Raw genomic sequence first — 23,536 nt, forward strand, 5'->3', positions numbered from 1 at the left:
CACCAATCTGCAAGGGCCTATCCTACGAAAAGAATGATTGGAAGATTACAATTTTGTCATCCTCGGATTGACGCCGTATCATCTATCATTAGCGAGCAACGTCGTTTAACGTTTGAGAGGGATCGGCCAGTTATCGGCAAGTTTCAGACGATAATGCACGAACTCGCTTGAGAGTGGTCCCATTTCTGTCAGTGTGGTTTGGAAGGCCAGATGGTATTGGTGCTAGTATTATCTATTACTTTTTTTGGGCTCCCTATCCTTGACTTATGTTATTTAAGGACGGTTAAAAACCAATGGCTCACGAACATAACCATAACACCGAAGCCATAGGCGATAAGCGTTTAATCGCTGCCATTGGCGTTAATACTGTGCTAACTCTGGCACAAGTTGTTGGAGGAATACTTTCTGGCAGTTTATCGCTCATAGCTGACGCGCTACATAACTTGAGCGATGCCGCATCACTGGTTATTGCGCTCATCGCACGTAAAATCGGTCGCAAACCGCCAGATGCTTTTAAAACCTTCGGCTACCGACGCAGTGAAACCATAGCGGCTTTGATTAACTTGGTCACGCTGATTATCGTTGGTCTCTACCTCATCTACGAAGCTATAGGTCGGTTTTTTGCCCCACAGCCCATTGAAGGATGGACAGTGGTCGTGGTGGCGGGAATAGCCTTGATTGTAGATGTCGTCACGGCCTTGCTCACCTACACAATGTCTAAGAATAGCATGAATATAAAGGCGGCATTCCTGCACAATGTGTCGGATGCGCTGGCCTCCGTCGGGGTTATTATTGCCGGAACATTGATTCTTCTGTATGGCTGGTACTGGACGGATACTGTCCTGACACTGATGATTGCTGGGTACGTGCTCTGGCAGGGCTTTAGCATGCTGCCTAAAACCATTCACTTGTTAATGGAGGGCGCACCAGAAGGAGTTTCCATCACTGATATAATCAATGTCATGGAGCAAGTGGACGACGTTGTGAGTGTTCACCACGTACATGTCTGGGAAATTGCCGAACATTCAACTGCATTGGAAGCTCACGTTGTCATCAAGAAGGCTAGCCTGCCCGAAATTGAACGAGTAAAGACTGATTTAAAACGAGTACTTCATGAGCAATTCAAAGTCAGCCACTCGACACTTGAAATGGAACTAGACGGCAGTGTTTGTATCGACACCAGGCAGGCCGACAGTCATCGCAGCGAAGCATAAGCCTGCTTTGCGCTCAACGCTGTTGCTAGACAGTTAGCTCGATATCAACCGGAGTGAACTTGTGACATCACTCGTTGCCGCTATGTCATCGACCAGAGACATGCTAGGGACAGTCTGAAAAAGACTTTCTGATTTTGGCAAAATAGCCGAACGCCACCCACCGAGTTTTCTGATGAAGCAGATGACCTTCGCCGATGCCGAGTACGCCGGCAAGCGCAAGCAGACCCGCAAAGAGCTGTTCCTGATCGAGATGGATCGGGTGGTGCCGTGGAAGGGGTTGATTGCCCTGATCGAGCCGCATTACCCCAAGGGTGAAGGTGGCCGTCCGGCGTACCCGTTGATGGCAATGCTGCGGGTTCATCTAATGCAAAACTGGTTCGGTTATAGCGATCCAGCGATGGAGGAGGCACTGTACGAGACCACCATCCTGCGGCAGTTCGCGGGGCTGAGCCTGGAGCGTATCCCCGACGAAACCACCATCCTCAACTTCCGTCGCCTGCTGGAGAAACACGAACTGGCTGCTGGCATCCTGGCCGTGATCAATGGCTACCTGGGTGACCGTGGCCTGTCGCTGCGCCAAGGCACCATCGTCGATGCCACGCTGATCAATGCGCCGAGTTCGACCAAGAACAAAGACGGCAAGCGCGACCCAGAGATGCACCAGACCAAGAAGGGCAACCAGTATTACTTTGGCATGAAGGCCCACATCGGCGTCGATGACGAATCGGGCCTGGTACATAGCGTGGTAGGTACGGCGGCTAACGTGGCGGACGTCACCCAGGTCGACAAGTTGCTGCATGGCGAGGAAAACGTGGTCTGCGCCGATGCGGGTTATACCGGCGTCGAGAAGCGTGCCGAGCATGATGGCCGCGAAGTGATTTGGCAGGTGGCAGCACGGCGCAGCACTTACAAAAAGCTGGGCAAGAGCAGCGCGCTGTACAAAGCCAGACGCAAGATCGAGAAAGCCAAGGCTCAGGTACGGGCCAAGGTTGAGCACCCGTTTCGGGTGATCAAGCGGCAGTTGGGGTTTGGGGAGCAATGGAACCAAAAACCAACGTAAGCTCTGAATCCCACCGTAAAGGGGCTTTCCGATCTCCAGCTCACCCGCCAGGCATTACTCTCTGATCAGTGCCTCGATGATCGGGCAGATCGTTCCGCCGTCTCCCGCATCACATTGCTGCACCAGTTCGCCTAACAGTTGCTGCATGACGACCAAGTCGGCCATCTTCTGCTCGATCAACGCGAGCTTGCGTGCAGCCCGTGCTCGCGTTTCGGCACAGGCGCACGACTCATCCAGCGTCAGCAGTCCACCGACTTCCGAGAGCGTGAAACCCAGCGCCTGAGCCCGCTTGATGAAACGCAGTCGCTTCACCATGTCCACCGGATAGCGCCGATGGCCACCCAAGGGTTTGGCTGGTTCATCCAGCAGCCCGCGTCGCTGGTAGTAGCGGATCGTCTCGACGTTCACCCCGGCGGCGTCTGCCAGCTTGCCAATGGTCAGCTCTGTGGCCATCACTTTCTCCTTGATTCCGTACTTTGGTACGGAGTTTAGAATAGCACCTAGGCAATCAGGCTCAGGAGATGGGAATGGGGATGCAACTCACCGGGAAAGGCTCGCTGGTCGCGAGTTCGCTGACCGCCATCGGTGCGTCGGTGTGCTGTGTCGGGCCACTGGTGCTGTTGGCACTCGGTGTCGGCGGTACGTGGGTGGGCGCTCTGACCATGATGGAGCCACTACGCCCCCTCTTCATCGGGTTGACTCTACTGTTCCTGGGATTGGCATTCCGCAAGCTCTACCTGGTGCCACAGGTTTGTACGCCAGGTACACCCTGCGCCGATCCGCGCACGCTCGTGCGACAGCGACTCGTGTTCTGGATCGTCAGCGTGCTGCTGCTCGGCCTATTGGCCGTGCCGTGGCTCGCCCCGCTGTTCTACTGAAGGAGATTAACCATGCGCAAACTGCTGATCGCCGTGCTTTTCGCCTTGCCCTTCGTGGCGCTGGCGGCTCCCCCGAAAACCGTCACGCTCGACGTGCAGAACATGACGTGCGGACTCTGTCCGATCACGGTCAAGAAGTCGCTGGAGAAGGTGTCCGGCGTGAGTGACGTCCAGGTCAATTTCGACCAGAAGACGGCGACCGTCACCTACGATCCCGATAAGGCCCAGCCCGAGGCACTGACTGAGGCGACCGCGAACGCGGGATACCCCTCCACAGTGCAGAAGTGAGGTCACGATGAGCGCCATTGTCCTTGAGTCCGTGCTGACTTGCCCGCGCTGCGGCTTCGCCAAGCCGGAAACCATGCCCACGGACGCCTGCCAGTTCTATTACGAGTGCAGCAACTGCAAGGCGCTGCTGCGCCCCAACCCAGGGGATTGCTGCGTTTTCTGTTCGTTCGGCTCGGTGAAGTGCCCGCCGATCCAGCAGCAGCTTGGGTGTTGCTCATAGCGTTTAGGGGGATCACAGGTCGTCGTCTGGATTACGCAGTGGCCGCAGCTCGCCGCGCGCAACTTCTTCCGGTACCGCAAAGGAATACCGCCCGAGCATGTTGATGTGCTCGTAGATCAGCGGCGATAGCCGGGCCAAATCCTCTTCCAGCACTGGATAGCCGTGCTGCTTGAGCCGTTCCACGGCCGCCGTCATGTAGAGGGTGTTCCACAGCACGATGATGTTCACCACCAGGCCCAGAGCACCGAGCTGGTCTTCCTGGCCTTCGCGGTAGCGCTGGCGGAGCTCGCCGCGTTTGCCGTGGAACACGGCGCGGGCCAGGCTGTGCCGGCCTTCGCCTCGGTTCAACTGGGTCAGGGTGGCGCGGCGCTTGGACTCGTCGTCGATATAGGTCAACGTGTGCAGAGTCTTTTCGATCCGCCCGAATTCGGCCAGCGCCTGGGCCAGCCGGGTGGGTCTATCTCCCGTTTGCAGCGTGCGCATGATGCCAGTCGCCGGCACCCGGCCGAGTTTGAGCGAGCCGGCCAGGCGCAGCAGGTCGTCCCAGTGCTCGGCGATCAGGTCGAGTTTGACCGACTGGCGGGCCAGCCCGTTGAGCTTGCCGTAGTCCGCGTCCGGGCGCGTGCGCCAGAAGCGGGTACCGCCGACATCGGCCAGCCGCGGACTGAAGTGGTAGCCAAGTAGGCGGAAGAGCCCGAACACCACATCGCTGTAGGCCCCGGTGTCGGTCATGATTTGCGTCGGCTGCAACTCGGTCTGCTGTTCCAGCACGACCGCCAGCAACACCAGGCTGTCGCGCAGCGTGCCGGGCACGGTGATGGCGTTGAGGCCGGAGAATTGGTCGGAAATCAGGTTGTACCAGGTGACACCCCGGCCGGTGCCGAAATACTTCGGATTGGGGCCGGCATGCACGGTGCGCACCGGTACGACGAAGCGCATGCCATCGGCGGAGGCGACCTCGCCGCCACCCCAGACTTGGGCCAGTTCCAGTTGGCTTTGCGCTCCGACCAGGATGGCGTTAGCCGCTGACAGGGTGTCGTCGCGGATATAATTCTGGCTGACCCAGGACAGCCGGTCACGGCGCAGCGCCGGGTTGTCGGTGCGGATCAAGGGCTCCAGGCCGGTGTTGCAGGCCCCGCCCAACAGCACCGCGCAGAGGCTGGTGACCAGGTTGTCGGCGCGTGCATTGCGTTCGGAGACATGGGTGAAGGCCTCGGAAAAGCCAGTGCGGGCGGCGATTTCCAAGAGGATTTCCGGCAGATCGACACGCGGCATCAGGTCAGACACGGCCGCCCGCAGTTGCAGCAACGAGCAGGGCTCGTCCAGCTTGTCCAGCGCCCCGAGCGACAGTTCGGTCTTGCCCTCGGTGTTCTCGCTCAGTTGAATCGCCGGGTTGTCGGGCAGGCGCGCGGCTACTGCCAGCCAGGTTGCATCCAGCTCGACGGACAAGGCGTCCAGGGTGGTTTTGGCGTCGATGGTCAGGCCCAGTGACCGGCAGATGATCGGTCGCGCCGCCAGCCATTCGGCACCGTCGAGCAGGCCAAGGCGCGGGTCGGCATAGCGCCAACTGGGCGAGACGAAGACATCGCGGCGGCGCAGGGCCGTGCGCAGCGCATCGAGCGTGCAGAACACATAGGCACCCATGTCGAGGGAGCCATCTTCGCGGGTGATGTGCTTCTGCCAAGCCTTGGCCACGATCTCCTGCGGCGCGTCATCCTCTGGCTTCCGGCGCGGCAGGTTCAGTTGCAGCCACTCCAGACTAGCCGCCACGCCCTTGCCGGCCGGGCTGAAGCCGAAGCGGATGTGCTTGAGCAGGTCGGGCAGGAAGCGGCGCACGCTGCGGTAGCGCGCTTCCAATGCAAGAAAATAGACGTCATCTACCGGGCGGATCAGCGCGTTGACCTCTTCCAGGGCCTTTTCCAGGGTGGTCCTCGGCAGGTCGTTGAACAGCCGGGCGCGCACGTTGTCATCGCTGATCGAGCTGTCCAGCACGACCTTGCACGCGGCGGCGAGCGTCGCGGCCGACCGATCCAGGTCTTTCAGGCTGCGCATGCGGGCTTTCTTGTCGGCCTTCTCCGCGTTGCTGAACAGGTCGCGCAGCAAGGCCTCCAGGACTTCCAGTGCGTCGTCGTGCGCAGTCGCCTCCAGGCAGAGTGCGAAGGCCACCAGTGTCGCCATCCGCCGCGACGCCGGCAGCCGATTAATCGCGGTGACCTTGGCCGTGTTGGCGAAGCGGGCCAGGGCGGCGATACGGCTGGGAGGGATGTGCGCCGCCGCCGGCAAGGTGATGCCGATGCCGCGCACGTCATCGAGCCGGCGCAGTGCCCGAATCAACGCGGGGCCACTGACCATGACCGGGCCGGAGCGCAATTGATCCAGCCGGGAGCTGCGGTTGCCTTCGGCCACCGTCAGCAAGTCTTGCAGTTGCAATCGCTGTTCCTCAGTCACGCTGCGGCCCAGCGTAAACCAGAGGCGTTCTTCGACCCGACTGCGCAACTGGGCGATAAAGCGCTCTAGTTGAGACACACCAGGCAGGAGGACTTTCTGTGTGAACAGCCACGAGGTGGCTCGCTCAAACAGCACTCCCGGCCGGTCGGTGCCCGTCCAGCAGAGGGCATACAGCCAGCGGCTCAAGCGAAAGCCGATGCCCGGATCGGTGAAATGACGATAGCCAAAGCGGTTCTGAATATCGGTGGCATGTATCCAGCGGCGATGATCGCTATAGCGCTGGAGGCAGTCGGGGTCTGGAATCGCCAGTTGTCGGCAAAGCACCTGCAGGACTTCCACCGGCACGGCGGCGGGCTTGTCCGGCAGAACGCCAACGAAGCGGACGGTGGTCAGCAGAACGGCATAACCCAGACGGTTATGGTTACCCCGCAGCACCTGGATGGCTTCACGGTCTTCATCGCTCAGGTGGAAGTAACGTTCCAGCTCTTCACGGCTGGGCGAATCAACATAGCGGCCAAAACCGTCGCGTTGCTCTTGAGTCAGAAAACCGACCGGCATTGATCACAGCACCTCGACGCAGAACACGGCGGGCGTGACGATCCGCGTGTGTTCGATGTGCCCGCGTTGCAGCAGGCCGGCGCGGCGATCACCGGTTACCAGGTAGTCCGCATCGCCCGCCAAGGCCATGGCCAGCAAAAACGAGTCATCCGGATCATCGGCTTCGACCTCGATGGTCAGGCGCTCCAGTACCACAGCCCGTTGCAGGTTATTGATCATGGCGCCCACCTTGGCGGGCTGTAGGATGGCCTGAAGCTTGGGATAGCGGCTGGCTCGACGAATTTCATCGAGTTGCATCCGCGAGGTCACCACCTCGAAACGCGCCGCCCGCCAGGCACGGTAGATCGCATCGGGCGCGCCATGTGGCGAGATCAGGGCGCTGAACAGGATGTTGGTATCCAACACGACCCGCATCAGCGCTTACGTGCCCAGTCGAGCGCTTCGTCAACCGCGTTGGTCAATTCTGCCTCACTCAGATGGGCGTTAGCGGCCTTGGCCTGCTCAGCGCTCAGCTCCAGGATGTGTGCCCGTACCACTTCTTCGATGAAGCGCGACAGGTCGCCCTTACGGCCGCCGCCCTGGCTGGCCAGAAACATCCGAAGCGACTGGTCGGTGTCGGCCGAGACGGCGACATTCCAGCGAATGGTATTCATAGCGTTCTCCGCTAATAGGTGTTTGTGTGTTTATACGCCAATCACAAAGGGCGATGCAATGGTTCGACAAAACGAACAGATACCTGAGCGTTGACGACGTAAAGGTGGAAACCGCTATCAAAACCAGAGCTAGATACAAACGCTCTATAGCCTAAGGAATTCATGATTGTCCGCTGAAATGACCACATCACCTCAGCCGTCAGCGACCTCAGTCCTACGATCCAAGTCTCGCTGATCATTAAGAGCCACGGCGTCCGCACGCATTCGAGCAGGCACTGTATCTCTCACCTTTGAAAAGTCAGCATCGCTTGCAGGCTTAACCTTAACCGCTTCTGCACGTCCAAATCTTTTATCGCCATAGCGGCTAATCGAATCGGTAGCCTGGTGCCCCATGACGTATGCCATTTCTATTGCGGACATGCCTGAGGCTTTCAGATTTGAGCCGAACTGGTGACGAAGTGTGTACATACTCGGCACCTTCCTCCTACCGAATAGCTCAGTAGCGACTTGGTGAAGCGCAACGCGTATTGAATCCATACTGCGCGGCTGACATTTAAAAGCAGCGAGAGCGTTTCTCAAGATATTGCAGACGTCTCCATCAGCCTCAAGCGTTCGGCTAGCGCCGCGTAAACCGTTGTGGCTAAGCTTTGCACCGGATATATGGATGCGCCGGCCATCGATAGAAATTCCGTTAAGCTCGCATGGTCGCGCTCCGGTAAGAGATATCACCATTAAAGCTCCCGCTTCGACAGGCATATCTCGTTCAGCCAGACACCGTAGCCACGCTTCGAAATCAGCGGTAGAAAGCTTCTGCGGACGTCGCTGCTTTTTCTTTCGCGGCAGATTTAACACAGTGACCGGATTGAGCGTACGATTGATTTCTTGGGCAGCCCAGAAATTTCCTCGATGCTTTTGATCAAACGCCAAAGCGTTACGTAGGCGCCGATAATAATCCGGGCGGTAATCAGGGGCCGCCCGTAGTAAAGCACCAATAATATTGAGCTCATCAAGCTCAACGCCCTGCATCCGAGTCGCATAAAAATTACTGGCCAAACTAATATAGGCGCTTTGAGTCTCTGCATTCATATTATTCTTCTAATTATTATTTGCGTGACACATGCCACACAATCAATTATTGCAAATACGAAAACAAAAAAACAACAACCAGAGCATTATTTTTTATATAACCCCAAAAGCCAAACATTGCAAAGGTGCAAAAATTCTATCCTTTCTATATCGCATTCCGGACTTTGGTTCGTTGGCCAAGGACGAACCACTTACCGGTAATTGCCCATCACAGCTCCGAGCATTCATACTAAAAGCTTAACGAATCGCTAGAGGAAGTTGAAAATCCGGCGGATAAGCTCAGCAGAGGAAACGCCTTGCCAGTTTTTTTGCATGTTCGCTCACGAGCTCGTCATCGTCACGTGGTCTGGCACGCAGAGCCGCAGCAGCTGTGCTCGGATCTCCTCAGGAGCTGCCGTCAAGTCCACAGTGGCAAATCGAATGCTGTGCCCCTGGATTACTACTGTCTCGTCGACCATCTCGCCGATCGCAGGATGCAACAACAATCCGCTCGCGCGATCTGCAAGCGCATTGCCGCGCCCAACCTGAGAGCGCAGATAGGCGTAGATCTGGTACACGTATCCGCTGCGCAGAGTTTCCTCACGGTACCAACCGCTCGTAACAATCGAGGTGAACTTAGTATCGATGACGATCCGCTGCCCGGTTGACGGGTGGTCGAGCACGACGTCAGTTCGCATAGTCGGCAGAATTTTGTCGATTCCCGTCGTCTTCTGCTCGATTTGCCAGTTCATCTTGCCGCCGCACAGCACCTTCCAGCCGATCGGGCTCAACACAACCTCGTAGAAGCCGCCCACCGCCTGCTCAAACAAGCGGCGCACCCAAGTTACTTCTCGGTCTGGCAGAGAGAGCACATTCGTACCCGAGGCCTCCGTAGGTAGCACTAAATCGAATGCCAGCTTTGCGGCCGCCACCATGAACCGGTCGTCCGCATCGTTACGGCTAAAGCGATCGGTGCTCATCTGGGCGCGGGTCGGCGCGTCACCCGATACACCCATCGCCTTCATGCCAGCCGCAAGTGCACGACACCGATGTGCAATATCCTTCCTGCTGACGATCCTGGAGATAGATTCCAATGCTGAGCGCACGAAACGATTACGTGCAGTATTGATGGTGAGTTCATCGAATCGACACGCCACAAGCCCCCTGTCCATCAACTGATGGCGCTCGGTAGCCAGCACATCGATCCGGCCACGCACACGATTGATCACCGCGTCACGAGATCGATATCCAAGACTCAAGCGGCGCCGCTGTCGCTCCTCAACCGCATGAGCAAGAATCTCCGCAACTAAATCCGGTAACTCGTCTGGGCTATCTTCCAAGCCGACCTTGCCGATGCCGCTGGTGCGAAACAGGTCAGAGGCATAGAGCATCAGCAGCCAGAGGTTGCGCACCGGAATACGCCCGATGAACCCCTCAGGGGTTATAGGTAAGTTTTCTACCTGCTCTGCAAAGGCAGTCATCACCATCCCTGTATCAGCTGCGCAGTCGCCTTATGTGCTTCATCGGGCGCGTCGAACCAATACTCTTCCAGCAGCGGACCAATCTCCGTTTCCACTACTTGCCGGAACCATTTTTTGGTATCCCCGGCTTCAACACGATGTACCGGTGTTACATAGCTGTGGCCGATACGGAACTGCTTGCCAAGCCGAGCATCTGACGCGATACGCTCATTCAGGTCGGCGATACGTTGTTCGATTTCGGTTACCAGTGCTTCATCTATGCCGCACGACTTGACCACCCACTGTCGCCAAACCGAGCCCAGTCTTGGCTCCAGTCCGACGAATGCAAAACGACGGCGCAGCGCTAAATCCACCAGTGCCAGCGAACGGTCTGCAATGTTCATCGTACCGATTACGTATAGGTTCTCAGGGATATGAACCGGTCGTCGCACGCCATCAGCGTCCGGGTAACACAACTCAAGCGCCTCGCTGGGTGTGCGTTTCCCAGCCTCCAACAGTGTCAGCAATTCGCCGAAGATCTGGGCAGGGTTGCCACGGTTGATCTCCTCGATCACGACGAGGAACTTAGATGACGGCTCCTTTCGAGCAGCCTTGATGGCTTCCATGAACACCCCATCAGCAAGGGACAATTTGCCCTGACCAGTTGGGCGCCAGCCACGCACAAAATCTTCGTAGGACAGATTCGGGTGGAATTGCACTGCCCGGACTTTGCTGTCGTCCTTCTGCCCCATCAACGCAAACGCCAGCCGCTTGGCCAGCCAAGTCTTACCGGTACCCGGAGGCCCCTGCAGGATTAGATTTTTCTTGGTGCGCAGGCGGTCGAGCAGAAGATCGATTTCGGCCCGATCAAGGAAGCAGCCCTCGTTGAGAATATCTTCCACTGAGTAAGGAACGATGGGCGCGGCCACCTGGAAGGCTTCATGAACGCCCCCCTCAGCTTGCTGCTCTTCCGTGGCGCTGCTACCGCCATCGCCAGTAGATACAGACTCGTCGACCGGATCCTTGTACATCCAGGACGCCAGCGAGAGGTCCGGGAAACTGTGGACGGGATAGTCGTCCTCGCTGAAGCGCGAACGCAAGTTGTCGAGTAGCTTCAGATAAGCCTGCCCATCGCAGGGACCTTGTTGGGCAGTGATCTCGATACTCAATCCAAGCCGCTTATTGATGTAGTGACGAGACTGACTATCAAGAGTCAAGAAATCCCAGGGATGCGCCCAGTACAAGCCAGTTGAAAGATTCCATGCCACGCCCCACACCTGAGTAGCAGCATCATAGGCTTGGATGAATGGGTCTCTATCTTCCGATTGATCGCTCTCCTCCAACTTACTGGCGGCAGCGAAGACATGCCACAAGGCATCAATGTCGCCCGCGCCACGCTTGTCGGCATAGGAAAAAAACCAAGAGCGCTGGTTGTTCAGAACAGGAATGCCTTCGAATGAAGGCGGCACTGGCACCGTCACACCCAGAAACTTGGCAAGTTCACCCGCGATGCTCTTGCGGTTGGCATCGGTCATGGACCGGTTAAAGATACCCATCGCAGTGAACGGACAAATATCCTGAAGCGGGCCACTGGTTCCATCGGGAAATTTGTCTTGCAGATAGGTCAAACCCGGCACACGGGAGGCGATCTCGTGGATGCCCTCTATGAGTGGAGTACGATTCTCGTTGTAGGACAGCAGTTTTTCTGCCACTGCCTCGTAGAAGTCCGTCCACGCGAAGCGCTGCTTTTCCGGAGAAATCGTACCGTAACGCTCTCGCCAAAAAGGCTCATTGCGAAAGCGATCCATATCCTGCGGGACACCGTCAAACGCGAATGCGATAAGCGCATCGTTCATCCAGTCACCAGGCTGAACGCCCCAGACTGTTCCCCGATGAGTGTAAAAGTACCACTCACGAACGGGACCGGCTTGAGTCCAATCCACTTTCACCCGTTTGCCGTCATTCAGATTTTTGGTGATCGTGCCAATCGCCTTGATGCCCATCACTGAGACGGTACGGCCCCGATTATCGAAGGGCAGACCATGCTTGCGCGTGTAGGCCGCCTTGATGGCGATCCGCTCACCCGGCTGCATGGCACGGACCATGTCGAGCAGTTTATCGTCGTAGCCATTCTCCCAGATGCCGTTCTCCAGGAACCGTGGCATCTGGTCATCTTTGCCGCCGTAGCTCGCGCCGACGAACCAGGTAGTACTGGTAGACGGGCCGTTCTTCTTGTCGTCCATGCCTACTCTCTCTTAGTAATACTGGCGGATATAGCTGTAAGCCTTTTCGAACAGCTCTTCATCCGCATGCAGCTTGTATTTGAAGAGAGCCTTTCGTAACGCTTTTTTGACCTCGCGCTCCCCAGACTGCGTGCTCTGCCAGCCGGGGAAGCGCACCAAGCGCACGATCTCGTCGATATCCGCGACGACACGCTCAACCAAGATCGGCGTCTCGTCGGTCTTCACCTCGTTGAACAGCTCAGTCAACGCTGCTTTGCCCCGATCTTCATCCTCATCGGGCGGCACTTCCTTTTCGGCCTGTAGCGTATCCTTGGCGATCTCCAGCAACTGCTTCAGAAATTCGACGCTGTTAACCTGACCAGATTCGAAGCGGTCCTTCAGCGCCTCAAGCCGCTCAGAAAGTTTCTTGAACTTCGGATTGCCCAGGTGTCCACGCAAACGGCGATTGAGCTTGATCTCAATCTCCTTGGCCTTCTTCGGATCCGGGTTCGAGAGCACAGCTTCCAGCAAGTCGGCATCCAACACCAAGGTATCCAAGTCGTCCCGTACAGCATCGACATGTACGTTTTGGTGGATCAGCTCAATAGTCTTGGCCCCCAGCGAATGCCAGATCAACTTGCCGTGGCCACTGGAGGGCTGCACCGACTGGTACACCTGCGACAACCACTTGTAGTCCTTTTCGAAGGGGCCCAGAACGGTGTCCGGTGACAGCGCCTCCCAGATCTTGTTGAGCACACTGTACTCAGCGGCAAAATTGTCCCGCACCATGTTGTTGGGCAGGCACTGCTGCGCGGCGATCAGCCCCTCATAGCCCTCCACCGTACGGTCACAGCCGGTGAAGAAGGCCAGACATTTCTGCATGGCTTCAGGCAGCTTGTCCTTCAGCTCCTGGATGTTGCTCACCACCTGTTTGACGCTTTGGTCGTCGAATTCCAGTGCGGCCGCCACGTCATCAAAGATGCCGAGGTAGTCCACGATCAGGCCGTGCGTCTTCTGCTCAGAGTAGGTGCGGTTAACCCGGCAAATAGCCTGCAGCAGTGTGTGGTCACGCAGCGGCTTATCCAGATACATGGCCTGCAGAATGGGAGCATCGAACCCCGTCAGCAGTTTGGCCGTAACGATGATCAGCTTCAGCGGATCGGCCGGGTCGCGGAAGCGATCCAGCAGTCGCTCCTCCTCGTCGCGGCTTCGGTCGTAGGGCGCGTACTCCGGGTGTTCCTTCTTGTCCGCCGCCTGCACCGACATGACGATATCCGTAGCCTCGGGCGGTAGTAGCTTGTCCAACTCGGCCTTGAATAGCAGGCAGGACTCCCGGTCGAAGGTGACGATCTGCCCCTTAAACCCGTTGGGTTCCACCTTGGTCTGATAGTGCTGGACGATGTCCTCGCAGACCTTACGGATGCGCTCGGGCGTCTTGACCAGCACAGCCATCTTGGCAGCGGTCTTGGCGAGGTTGTCCTTATCCAGATCTGACAGGCCGCCGGTCAGGTCTTTGTAGGCGGCGTCCAGCGCGGCCTTGTCGATATGCAGATCGATCAAGCGCGGTTCGAAGTGCAATTTTAGCGTGGCACCATCGCGGATTGACTCCTCGAAGCCGTACCGGCTCATGTAGCCTTTCTCATCCTCGTCGGCGCCGAAGGCGTAAAAAGTGTTGCGGTCGGCACGGTTGATCGGCGTGCCAGTCAGGCCGAACAGAAACGCATTGGGCAGGGCCTCACGCATCTTGCGACCGAGGTCGCCTTCCTGGGTGCGGTGGGCCTCGTCCACCAACGCGATGATGTTGCTGCGGTCGTTCAAGCTGCCTGTGGCCTCCCCAAACTTGAAGATCGTGGTGATGATGATCTTGCGCACGTCCTGTGCCAGCAGCAGCTGCAACTTCTCGCGGCTATCTGCTTTTTCCAGATTGGGAATATCCGCCCCGGTGAATGTGCCCGTGATCTGGCTGTCCAGATCAATCCGGTCCACAACGATCAGCACCGTGGGATTCTTCAATCCCGCATGCATGCGCAACTTCTGCGCGGCAAACACCATCAGCAGTGATTTGCCTGAGCCCTGGAAGTGCCAGATCAGGCCTTTCCTGGGGTAACCCGCCAGCACGCGCTCGACAATTTTGTTGGCCGCTTCAAACTGCTGGTAGCGGCAAATGATCTTGATGCGCTGCTTTTTCTTGTTGGTGGCGAATAGAGTGAAGCTGCTGAGGATGTCCAGCACTACATGCGGACGCAACATGCTCTCCGCTGACAGCTTGAGCGACTTCAGCGGGTGGTGCTGGCCATCGTTGCCGTCACCATCCAGATGCCACGGGCCCCAACCTTTTACCGGCAGGCCGATGGAGCCGTAGCGGTAAGCCTTGCCCTCAGTGGCCACCGAGAACACGTTGCAAACGAACAGCTCCGGCACGAACTTCTCATAGTCGTCGTGCACCTGCACCGCGCCATCGACCCAGCTGATGCACTTCTTAACTGGGGTCTTGGCCTCGATCAGTACCAGCGGTAGACCATTCACCAAGAGCACCAGATCGGCACGGCGCTCGGTGGGGCCGGCGCGGTAGGTGTACTGCTGGGTGACGATGTACTGGTTCTGCGCGAGGTCATCCAGGTCGATCAACTGCACCGGCACATGCTCGTTGTTGGTGCCGAAGGGCATCGAGCGCTCACCGCGCATCCAGGCAGTCATCTCCTCGTTGGCGCGGATTAGCCCATCCGAGCGCACCGAGAGCACGATGGCGCGCAGCTTGTAGAGCACCTCGTCGGCGCGGTCGGGCTGGGCGGCAATCTCCGGATTCAAGCGAAGAAGGGCATCGCGTAGCCAGGGTTCGACCAGCACTTCCTGGATCTGGCGCGGCACCTCAGCCGGGGCGGCGTAGCGCCAGCCGATGCCTTTGGGGCTGGGGCCGTAGCTGGCTTGCGGCTCCTGTACGGTGTTGGCAGGCACAGCTTTGATCGGGCCAGCGAGCAGATCGCGGACGTAGGCTTCGACGGTGTTTGATTCGTTGAAGCTCATTGCATCCCCCCTAGCTGGGCTCCGAGAGCTTGTGCGGCTTTGAATCGGCCCTGTAGCTCGATTGCTGACTGATTGAGCGTCTCGACCACACTCGCAATTTGTCGCTGCTCATCCAGCGGCGGGACGGGCATCTGCATGGCAGAGAATCTGACAGCGGTCAGGTGCGCCATCGAGGTTGTTTGTACGCACATCGACGCGAACTGCCCTGTGTAAAGGCGATGCTGGAAATAGGCTTGTGCGAACTCTGGCAACAACCGTTCACTGCATCGAAACCGAATCAACGTCTTCTGACAGCACAGACCCGGGACACCGCCACGGTAGATGGCGCTCCGCCCTACCAAGTCGAAACTCTGCCCCTCGTTGAGCAAAACATCGCCGGGTAGCAACTCGAATTTCTGCACATCCTTCTCTGGGAAGTGCATCTGGTTGACGTCCGAGAAATCAATCCAACCATCCAAGACATTGGCGACGCGGAGATAGGGGCGCATGTTGCTACCTGAGTCGTATTTGGGGTGGCGTTGCTGACCCAATTGAACGTCACCCAGCTCGCCGACTGGCGCAGTAGCCCAATGGCTCGGAAACATGTCGGCTGAGCCTCGATCAGGCCTGAAGGCGTCAAGCAATGCCGCTCGCCGCGCCCGCTCAGCCAAGGCCGCTGCGTTTTCCAGGCTGCCTGCGAGCTCCTGATGCCTTCCAAGCAAATCGACGCGCTGCATCTGGACCTCAAGTGTTGGCAGCACAAACTCAAAATTGGCCAAACTTGTCCAATTGGTGCGCGGACTCAACGACCCCGCCGAAGTCCCCACCGCATGCTCGAAAAACGCATCGGTCTGGCAAATGAACGGCAGCAGCTGCGGCAGCAAAACCTGTGCGTCCTTGGTCTCCAGCACATAGATGTCACCGGAGCACACCCCAGAGAAATCCGCCACAGCCACCTTGCGCTGGTAAGCGCGTCGCTTGCCGAACAGCACCTGTCCAGGTTGAAACACACTGGTAAAGGTCACGCCATCAGCGACGTTGCCCCAACTACGGATGCGCAAGTCACCTGGTTCGAGATGTTCCAGACCGACGTAGCGCTCAATGCCATCCGCCAGCGGATCTTGGCTGCGGGCTTTCGAGAGGCGCACCACGTCGCCGAATTTCACCCGACGCCAGCCGGGCTTCAGGGCTTTATCGTTCTTCTCAGACACGCTCGATGTCCTCCGTAATCAGTCCATCCAGCGTTTCCACCAGCGCGTCCATCTGTTGCCAGAAGGTGCGTCCATCGGTTTGCCATTGATCCCAGACCGAGCGCAGCGTTACCGCGTCGCCATTGATGTCGGTGGCGATGACTGCGGCAATGCGCTTCACGTACAACGGAATCGAGAGGTTGCCCGCATTGGTTCCAATTTCGGCCAGGGTGGCGACCTTGGCGAAACCGGGCACATCTACAAAAGTCTTGTAAGCACTCAGGATGCGCTGCTGGTGCTCAGGCTTCAGAAAGCTCTGCGCCCGTTCGCGGGCTACCTCACTCACCGCATCGATGAAGATCACCTTGCCCTTGCGAGCAGCCGCCTTCTTGCGGTTGCAGATGACGATGCACGACTCCATCGGGGAGTTGTAGAACAGGTTGGGACCCAGGCCGATGACAGCCTCGACCCAGTCCTGCTCAACCATCTTGGCGCGCATGGCCTGTTCTTCATTACGGAACAGCACACCGTGGGGCCAGAGCACGGCACTACGCCCCTTGGCGGTGAGGCTGGTCAGGATGTGCTGCTGGAAGGCGTAATCGGCGCGGCCCTGCGGCGGCGTACCCAGCGAGTTTCGGCCCCACTTGTCACTACTCCAGGCCTCGCGACTCCACTGCTTAATGGAGTAAGGAGGGTTAGCCAGGATCACATCGAACTGGCGCAGGCGGTCGCCTTCGATGTGCTTGGGTTCAGCCAGGGTGTCACCCCGGATGATCTCGAAGTCCTCCACGCCATGCAGGAACAGATTCATGCGAGCGATGGATGAGGTAATGAGGTTGCGCTCCTGCCCGTAGAGCTTGAGCGTGCGGTACTCGCCGCCCGAGCGCTTCACTTCGTCCAGCGCCGAGATCAACATGCCACCGGTACCGCAGGTGGGGTCGTAGATCGACTCGCCTGCCTGTGGCGCCAGGAGTTGCGTCATCAGGTGCACAACGGTGCGGTTGGTATAGAACTCGGCAGCGGTGTGGCCTGAGTCGTCCGCAAACTTTTTGATCAGGTACTCATAGGCGTTGCCGAGCTCGTCCTCGGGTACGTTGGCCACTGACAGCGTCTGCGTCGAGAAGTGCTCGATCAGGTTCTTCAGCGTTTCATCGGGCAGGCGCTCCCGATTGGTCCAGGGCGCATCGCCGAAGATGCCGTCGAGCATGTCGGGGTTGGCAGATTCGATGGCGCGCATCGCTTTCTGAATGGCCGCGCCGACGCTCTTCGGGGTCTGCCTAACATCGTTCCAGTGCGCCCCCTCAGGGATCTGGAAACGATGATTTTCGGCAAACTGCGCATAGGAAAGATCGCCGTTAGAATCGGCCAGTGCCGCCTGGTACTCCTCATCCCAGACATCCGAAACGCGCTTATAGAACAACAGCGGGAAAATGAACTGTTTGTAGTCGCCGGCGTCAATCAGGCCGCGCAGCAGGACGGCGGCGCCCCAAAGGTAGCTTTCGAGTTCTTGTTGAGTGATGCGCTTGCTGCTCCGAGCTTTCTCTTCTTCCATCTGGGCAAACTTTTCCTTCAATTGAGCGCGCGCAGCATTCGCCATTTCTTCAGTAAAGATCTTGTTGTCTTTGAATGGGCGGTCCGAACTCATTTCAGCCATCCCCCTTCAGTCATGACCTGCGCAAGCCGTTCTTCGGTTTCACGGCAGCGGGTGAGCGCATCCTTAAATGCCGCAATGGCGTCGGGCAGTGGTGGGATGTCTTCTTGCAATGGCGGCAGGACATAGCGCGAAATGTTCAGCGTCCAGTCCTCGGCTTTGATCTCGTCGAGGCTGACCACGCGGACCGCGTCCTGCACATCGGCAAAGCCGCGATACCAACCGAGGATCTCGGCGGCGTGCTCTAGCTCCAGATAGTTTTGCGCGCGGCCCCGGCGGAACAGGCGTGACGCGTCGGCGATCAGCACCTTCTTCTTGTGCTTGGCCGGCTTGCGCTTGCGCAGAACCAGGATGCACGCGGCCAGGCCGGTGCCGTAAAACAGATTGGGCGCCAACCCGATTACGGCCTCGACCAGATCCATCTCCAGCAGCTTCTGGCGGATGCTGCCTTCCACACCTTTGCGGAACAGGGCGCCCTGGGGCAGCACCACGGCCATCCGGCCGCCGACGTCAGCCATTGACTTGACCATGTGCTGCACCCAGGCAAAGTCACCGCTGGATGAGGGCGGCAGGCCGGCAAAGTTGCGGCCGAAGGGATCGTTCAGCCACAAGTCCTCACCCCACTTTTCCAGCGAGAACGGGGGGTTGGCGATCACGCAGTCGAACGTGGCCAGCCTATCAACCTCGAAGAAGGCCGGGTTACGCAGCGTGTCGCCGCGCACCACCTGGAAGTCCTCGATCCCGTGAAGAAACAGGTTCATCCGCGCGATGGATGAGGTGGTGAGGTTTTTCTCCTGCCCGTAGAGCTTGCCCCAAAGTCGCTTCACGTCGCCGTGCATCTCTTTTACGTGCTGCACGGACGCTAGCAACATGCCACCAGTACCGCAGGCCGGATCGTAGATGGTCTCGGCCTCCTTGGGATCGAGCATGTCGATCATCAGCCGCACGACGCTGCGTGGGGTGTAGAACTCGCCGGCCTTCTTGTTGGTGGCGTCGGCGAACTTCTTGATCAGGTATTCGTAGGCGTCGCCAAGCAAATCCGAGTTGACGTTCTTGTTGCCCAACGGCAGCTTGGAGAAGTGCTCGATCAGGTCCTTGAGCAAGGCATCGGACAACCGCTCCTTATTCGACCACTGGGCATCGCCGAACACGCCATAAAGGGTGTCAGGGTTGGCCTTCTCGATCTCTCGCATAGCCCACTGCAATGCAGCCCCTACGTTGATCGATTTTTCACGCACGTGCTCCCAGTGGCAGTAATTCGGGATCTGGAATCGATGCGACTCAGGGAACCAGCCGAGCTGGTCATCGCCGGTCTCGTCGACGATCTCCTGGTACTCCTCATCCCAAACGTCGCAGACACGCTTGAAGAACAGCAGCGGGAAGATGTAGGTCTTGAAGTCAGCCGCATCCACCGGGCCGCGAAGGATATTGGCGGACTCCCATAGGTGATTTTCGAGCTGACTAAGGGTTATTTTTTGGGTGCTCAAACGCATGGCTCTTCTATATCGATGCCGTCACACTGCGGCTTGTGTTCTTGCCTGGTATTCATCAATTTCTCGAACAGCAGCGCTGCTACATGTAGCCCGTGTGGGCGTCTGTTTCTCAATAGCCGGCGTGACGGCCCACTCCTATCTGCGAAAGCTGCAGACTTAGGGCGAGCGCTCGGGCAGCGATACCGACCTGGACACTAATTAGCCCAGCAGGCTATTTCAGCATCACCAGCTGTACAGCGGTCGCGCGCCAGACGACGCTGGCTACCAGTTTCGGGCATCAAATTTGGCCGTGCCGGGATTATGCACTAGCGGGGGGTTGAGGCGGAGGAGACATAGGTTCATTTAGATCGGGCGAACCGTTGTCCGCTATCAGCCTAGGGCACATCGTTCTGCTTCACGCCCCACCCCATGGCTATGCATTAACAATGGCCGCGGACAGGCGGTTTTTGATGCCACCAACCTCTAAACTTTTGGCTTACTCGGGCGATAAAGCCCACATGATTAGGTGAAAAACACCGGCCAAAGAAACGGGTGGATTTTCTCCCCCGCCAGATCGAGGGGCCGCAATCGACAAGCCGCCGGGCTTTCAGAGATCAAGCGGCCCGCAAATTTCGGCGACGTGCACACTTCGCAAAAATCGCTCTTTCACGGACGGGCGCGAATGGAATCAACAAGACATGACCACTAAAAAGCTATGTGCTAGCAAGCAAGTCCTAAACCTTAACGTTTGGGATTGCTATGTCTGACTGCTTCGCTCTGCTGCTTTTGGAATCCCCTTGGTGGAACCCGAACATCAACCCTACGCGAGCGTCTGCCCTCCCTTTTTTTCAAGGGCTAGAGCGGCTGCATGATTATTTCAACATTTACTATTCGACGTTTTACGACACAAGGGGCTTCGAGGTCGCACTCTCGCAGGACCTGATTCATACCCATGAAAAACGCCAGATTCTTTATATAGGTGCCCATGGCAACGAGACCAGCATTGCCAATGGCCGGGCCAGCACGCTTTTAGAGAAGGTTGCGCTTTACGGCGACAAGATCGAAGGGGTCATCGTCAGCAGTTGCTTGGTTGGCGCCCGGGAATCCAACCTCTGGGCACCCATCCTGATCAACAAGACTCGCTGGATATTTGCCTACCGCCATGAGGTCGGTTGGCTTGATTCACTGTTCATCGAATTGGCATTGCTGGAGGCTTTGGCCCTAGCAGAAGAACACTACGCCGATGACCGAGAAATCCTCCTGCACACCTTTGCCGAGGCCCTAGCCAAGTTCAATCCAAAGATGCCATTAGGCAGCGCTGGGGAGCCACTGTCCGAGTGCATTTGCCTGATGCAACGGGCGAAGTACAAGCGCAATCCGGAAAACCTGACATCAGCTCTGATTGACCTTGCCTGGAGAGATCAATGACATTCGGCCCAATTCCTGTCGTACTAGCCACCAGTGGCCATCGCGATTTATTGGATACAGAAATCACCTCGATTCGCGAGGCGCTGCATGCAGAGTTCACAGCACTACGCAAGCAATACCCTGGCACACGCTTTCAATTATTGAACGGCCTTGCCGAGGGTGCCGATTGGCTAATCGCTGAGATAGCACTGGAGCATCGCATCGAGCTGATGGCCGTATTGCCCATGCCCCAAGCGGAGTACGAACGGGATTTCTCTACACCCGAAACACTTGCGAAATTTCGACTACTTCTGAGCAAAGCTGCCGAAGTACAGGTAGCCCCCATGCCGAGATATCTCGCTTGCGATTCATCACGTGATGCGAGTTACCAGGCTCTGGGAATATGCCTAGCTCAGCAAGCACAGCGTCTCTATGCGTTGTGGGACGGTAGTACGGAAAATTCCTTGCCCGGTGGAACCGCCGATGTTGTACGGCTTTGTCGTGAAGGCATCGAGAGCGAAGACAATCCGCTGGCACAGCCGGAAACCTGCCAAGTTCGGCATCTGCGCTGCAATAGAAAAAAGAATCCACTGGCCTATACGGCCGAAGATGCCAGCAGCTGGGCCCCCACAATTACTGATGCCGCTATCGGCACACGCAAGTGCTGGAGTGAAATATTCCAGTCCATAGAAGATTTCAACCAGGCAGCAATAAAGATTCAGGAAGCAGCACCTCACGAGATAGTCGAAAGCCGTCAGTGGTTGACTGGTGAAGCAAATTACCCTTCTGTCATCGAATCCAGTTTACAGACGTTCGCCATTGCCGATGCTCTGTCCCGTAGCAAGCAAAAGCAACGCAGTACCACCCTGTGGCTGCTCAGTCTGCTTGTTTTTCTGTCTATTTTTTTCCAGCAATTGCATCTGGGACCAGACATGCAATGGTACTGGCTGACCTTACATATTGGTTTTGGCCTTATTGCCTTCGCCAGCTACCGCGCATTTTTCAGCGGCACACGTAACAGCGAAGCTCAATACATGGACTGGCGCGCACTAGCGGAGGGATTACGCGTACAAGCCTGTTGGCAGGCTGCTGGCATAGACGAGTGCGCAAGCAAATATTACCTGAGTAGTCAAAACGATGAGCTAGGCTGGATTCGTTATGCTATTCAAAATATTACCAAAACAGGGAATACCGCCTTAACAGACTGCGATTTCCCATGGGTAAAATCGCATTGGCTGGAGGATCAGAAAAAGTTCTTTTTGAGCGGAGGAAGCAGCGCAGCTAGTAAACAGCAGAAAGTTATAAAGTGGATGCTATATAGCCGCTTTCTGTTCTTTGCAGGCGGCACTACCACTCTGCTACTCCTGCTTAAATCAATTGCCAGCGTCCCATCTCAACTCCTACCCTGGCTAACGCTATTTGCCGCCATCCTTTTCGTTCTGGCTGCAATCTGCCGCAACCATTCAAACCTGATGGCTTATGAAGAAGATGCCAACAGATATCAAAAAATGGGAAACTTGTTCGACCGCGCGATCATCGTGCTGAATCAGCATATTGAAGCAGGAAACTCCGAATCAGCCAGAAGCATTCTGAAACTCATAGGTAAAGAGGCACTTGCCGAGAACGGCGAATGGCTACTGCTACACCGCCAACGTAAGTTTGAGCTACCCACTTAAGGGACTAAACAGTGAACGACATTTTTATCAGCTATCGCCGAGAAGGGGGCGCCACCACGGCGAGACTAATATGCAAAGCACTTGAAGAAAAAAAATTCAGGTGTTTTTTCGATAGCGAGTCTTTGAGCTTCGGAAGTTTCGCAGATAACATCAAGGATAACCTAAGAAACTCACCCAACTTTATACTTATTGTGACTCCCGGATCGTTAGACCGCTGTATCTCTAAGGATGACTGGGTGCGCCAAGAAATTGCTATGGCGCTTGAACTCTACAAATCTCAGAAAATCCGGAGAATCATTCCCATCTTTGCCAACGGCGTGACTGGTTTTCCAGCAAACCTGCCATCCGACATAAGCGCTATTGCAGAGCAAAATGCAATCGAGCTTAACCACAAAGACTTTGAGGCGAACTTTTCTCGCCTAATAGAACGTATCTATCACGAAAAACGCGACCAGTTACTTAACTATTTTCTTGACCAGCATGGGGAAATGGATTCTCAAGACCTAGAATTACTCCATGACACATTCAAAAACTGCCTATCACCAACCCAACAAATGCAAGCACTTAAAAGCAGTATAAAAATGCATTGGGATGGAAACCCTAGGATCCTGCTCGATGATTACTACGATAGTTTTCTTCGAGAACTATGCCGGATGCTGAACCTTAACCAAGAGGGAGGCAAAGAGACCATCTTAAATCGCATTGAGCAGTGGCTTATTAACGAGCAGCACGAAGACTCCCACGCGACAGTAAGCCAGAAGATATTGGAATGTTATATCAATGAAGCTTCTTGGAAATTAGGAAGCCTTTGCGAGCAGCTAGATATTAAGGTTGACAGGCGCTCCCCCTCCAAGATGAGGCAAACATTATCCAATAGATTGAAACTAGAATTAGACTTCGCCTCACTACCCATTCAGCACTTGAAAGCTATAGCAGGTGCAGCCTTAGGCGAAGACAGAATAGAAATGTGTAGAAAGCAAGAACTCGTAGATCTACTTACTGATACTTATCAGCGTGGTCGCAGTGAAACGGATTGTTAAGCGATGCATCTAGACCAAGCCAAAATCGCCC

18 protein-coding genes and 1 pseudogene are annotated in these 23,536 nt (G+C 56.6%); 8 read left to right on the top strand and 11 right to left on the bottom strand.

Annotated features, from left to right (window positions below; all coding sequences use genetic code 11):
* Positions 1 to 293 precede the first annotated feature (293 nt).
* On the top strand, positions 294 to 1,214 hold the full coding sequence (locus CW305_RS10540) for a cation diffusion facilitator family transporter (RefSeq protein WP_037041098.1): 921 nt from the start codon (positions 294 to 296) through the stop codon (positions 1,212 to 1,214).
* 172 nt (positions 1,215 to 1,386) lie between these two features.
* Positions 1,387 to 2,244 (top strand): annotated as a pseudogene (locus CW305_RS10545) (IS5-like element ISPst7 family transposase); the annotation flags it as partial.
* A gap of 84 nt (positions 2,245 to 2,328) precedes the next feature.
* Here CW305_RS10545 and merR read toward each other — a convergent pair.
* Entirely contained in the window at positions 2,329 to 2,727 is a 399-nt protein-coding gene (merR, locus tag CW305_RS10550) for a mercury resistance transcriptional regulator MerR (RefSeq protein ID WP_003089120.1), read from the bottom strand.
* 74 nt (positions 2,728 to 2,801) lie between these two features.
* Between merR and CW305_RS10555 the strand changes: the two genes are divergently transcribed.
* Genes CW305_RS10555 through CW305_RS10565 form a run of 3 tightly spaced genes read left to right on the top strand, consistent with a single transcriptional unit; the run spans position 2,802 to position 3,660 of the window.
* Positions 2,802 to 3,152: a mercuric transporter MerT family protein gene (locus CW305_RS10555; protein WP_003089115.1), complete on the top strand. Its 351-nt coding sequence runs from the start codon at positions 2,802 to 2,804 to the stop codon at positions 3,150 to 3,152.
* 12 nt (positions 3,153 to 3,164) lie between these two features.
* A complete protein-coding gene (gene merP / locus CW305_RS10560) occupies positions 3,165 to 3,440 on the top strand; it encodes a mercury resistance system periplasmic binding protein MerP (protein WP_003150552.1) in 276 nt (91 codons plus the stop codon).
* A 7-nt stretch (positions 3,441 to 3,447) separates the two neighbouring features.
* Positions 3,448 to 3,660 (top strand): GDCCVxC domain-containing (seleno)protein, encoded by a 213-nt coding sequence (locus tag CW305_RS10565; RefSeq protein WP_003089113.1) that lies wholly within the window; start codon positions 3,448 to 3,450, stop codon positions 3,658 to 3,660.
* A gap of 12 nt (positions 3,661 to 3,672) precedes the next feature.
* On the opposite strand, the gene CW305_RS10570 is transcribed toward CW305_RS10565, so the two are convergent.
* From CW305_RS10570 to CW305_RS10615, 10 genes are all read right to left on the bottom strand, one after another.
* Positions 3,673 to 6,666, bottom strand: coding sequence for a Tn3 family transposase (locus tag CW305_RS10570; protein WP_003299771.1), 2,994 nt, complete (start codon positions 6,664 to 6,666; stop codon positions 3,673 to 3,675).
* Between the two features lie 3 nt (positions 6,667 to 6,669).
* On the bottom strand, positions 6,670 to 7,080 hold the full coding sequence (locus tag CW305_RS10575; protein ID WP_017246347.1) for a putative toxin-antitoxin system toxin component, PIN family: 411 nt from the start codon (positions 7,078 to 7,080) through the stop codon (positions 6,670 to 6,672).
* A complete protein-coding gene (locus CW305_RS10580; RefSeq protein ID WP_104097869.1) occupies positions 7,080 to 7,319 on the bottom strand; it encodes a ribbon-helix-helix domain-containing protein in 240 nt (79 codons plus the stop codon). Before CW305_RS10580 ends, CW305_RS10575 begins: the two co-directional genes overlap by 1 nt.
* A 192-nt stretch (positions 7,320 to 7,511) precedes the next feature.
* Positions 7,512 to 8,405, bottom strand: a complete 894-nt coding sequence (locus CW305_RS10585) for a site-specific integrase (protein WP_003291594.1) — start codon at positions 8,403 to 8,405, stop codon at positions 7,512 to 7,514.
* Positions 8,406 to 8,725: 320 nt separating this feature from the next.
* A complete protein-coding gene (gene mcrC, locus CW305_RS10590; RefSeq protein ID WP_104098201.1) occupies positions 8,726 to 9,865 on the bottom strand; it encodes a 5-methylcytosine-specific restriction endonuclease system specificity protein McrC in 1,140 nt (379 codons plus the stop codon).
* Positions 9,865 to 12,087, bottom strand: a complete 2,223-nt coding sequence (locus CW305_RS10595) for an McrB family protein (RefSeq protein WP_104097870.1) — start codon at positions 12,085 to 12,087, stop codon at positions 9,865 to 9,867. Before CW305_RS10595 ends, mcrC begins: the two co-directional genes overlap by 1 nt.
* Positions 12,088 to 12,099: 12 nt before the next feature.
* On the bottom strand, positions 12,100 to 15,090 hold the full coding sequence (locus tag CW305_RS10600; RefSeq protein WP_104097871.1) for a type I restriction endonuclease subunit R: 2,991 nt from the start codon (positions 15,088 to 15,090) through the stop codon (positions 12,100 to 12,102).
* Positions 15,087 to 16,280, bottom strand: a complete 1,194-nt coding sequence (locus CW305_RS10605) for a restriction endonuclease subunit S (protein ID WP_104097872.1) — start codon at positions 16,278 to 16,280, stop codon at positions 15,087 to 15,089. Before CW305_RS10605 ends, CW305_RS10600 begins: the two co-directional genes overlap by 4 nt.
* The gene (locus CW305_RS10610) at positions 16,273 to 17,811 is read right to left on the bottom strand and encodes a type I restriction-modification system subunit M (protein WP_104098202.1); all 1,539 of its coding nucleotides are present in this window, start codon (positions 17,809 to 17,811) and stop codon (positions 16,273 to 16,275) included. Before CW305_RS10610 ends, CW305_RS10605 begins: the two co-directional genes overlap by 8 nt.
* Positions 17,812 to 17,900: 89 nt before the next feature.
* Positions 17,901 to 19,403: a type I restriction-modification system subunit M gene (locus tag CW305_RS10615; RefSeq protein WP_104097873.1), complete on the bottom strand. Its 1,503-nt coding sequence runs from the start codon at positions 19,401 to 19,403 to the stop codon at positions 17,901 to 17,903.
* Positions 19,404 to 20,141: 738 nt separating this feature from the next.
* Here CW305_RS10615 and CW305_RS10620 point away from each other — a divergent pair.
* Genes CW305_RS10620 through CW305_RS10630 form a run of 3 tightly spaced genes read left to right on the top strand, consistent with a single transcriptional unit; the run spans position 20,142 to position 23,505 of the window.
* On the top strand, positions 20,142 to 20,810 hold the full coding sequence (locus tag CW305_RS10620; protein WP_104097874.1) for a hypothetical protein: 669 nt from the start codon (positions 20,142 to 20,144) through the stop codon (positions 20,808 to 20,810).
* Positions 20,807 to 22,465, top strand: a complete 1,659-nt coding sequence (locus CW305_RS10625; protein WP_104097875.1) for a hypothetical protein — start codon at positions 20,807 to 20,809, stop codon at positions 22,463 to 22,465. The genes CW305_RS10620 and CW305_RS10625 overlap by 4 nt, the downstream gene beginning before the upstream one ends.
* 11 nt (positions 22,466 to 22,476) lie before the next feature.
* Positions 22,477 to 23,505 (top strand): toll/interleukin-1 receptor domain-containing protein, encoded by a 1,029-nt coding sequence (locus tag CW305_RS10630; protein ID WP_104097876.1) that lies wholly within the window; start codon positions 22,477 to 22,479, stop codon positions 23,503 to 23,505.
* The last annotated feature ends 31 nt before the right edge of the window (positions 23,506 to 23,536 follow it).

This window comes from Stutzerimonas kunmingensis (assembly GCF_002929225.1).
Classification (GTDB): Bacteria; Pseudomonadota; Gammaproteobacteria; order Pseudomonadales; family Pseudomonadaceae; genus Stutzerimonas.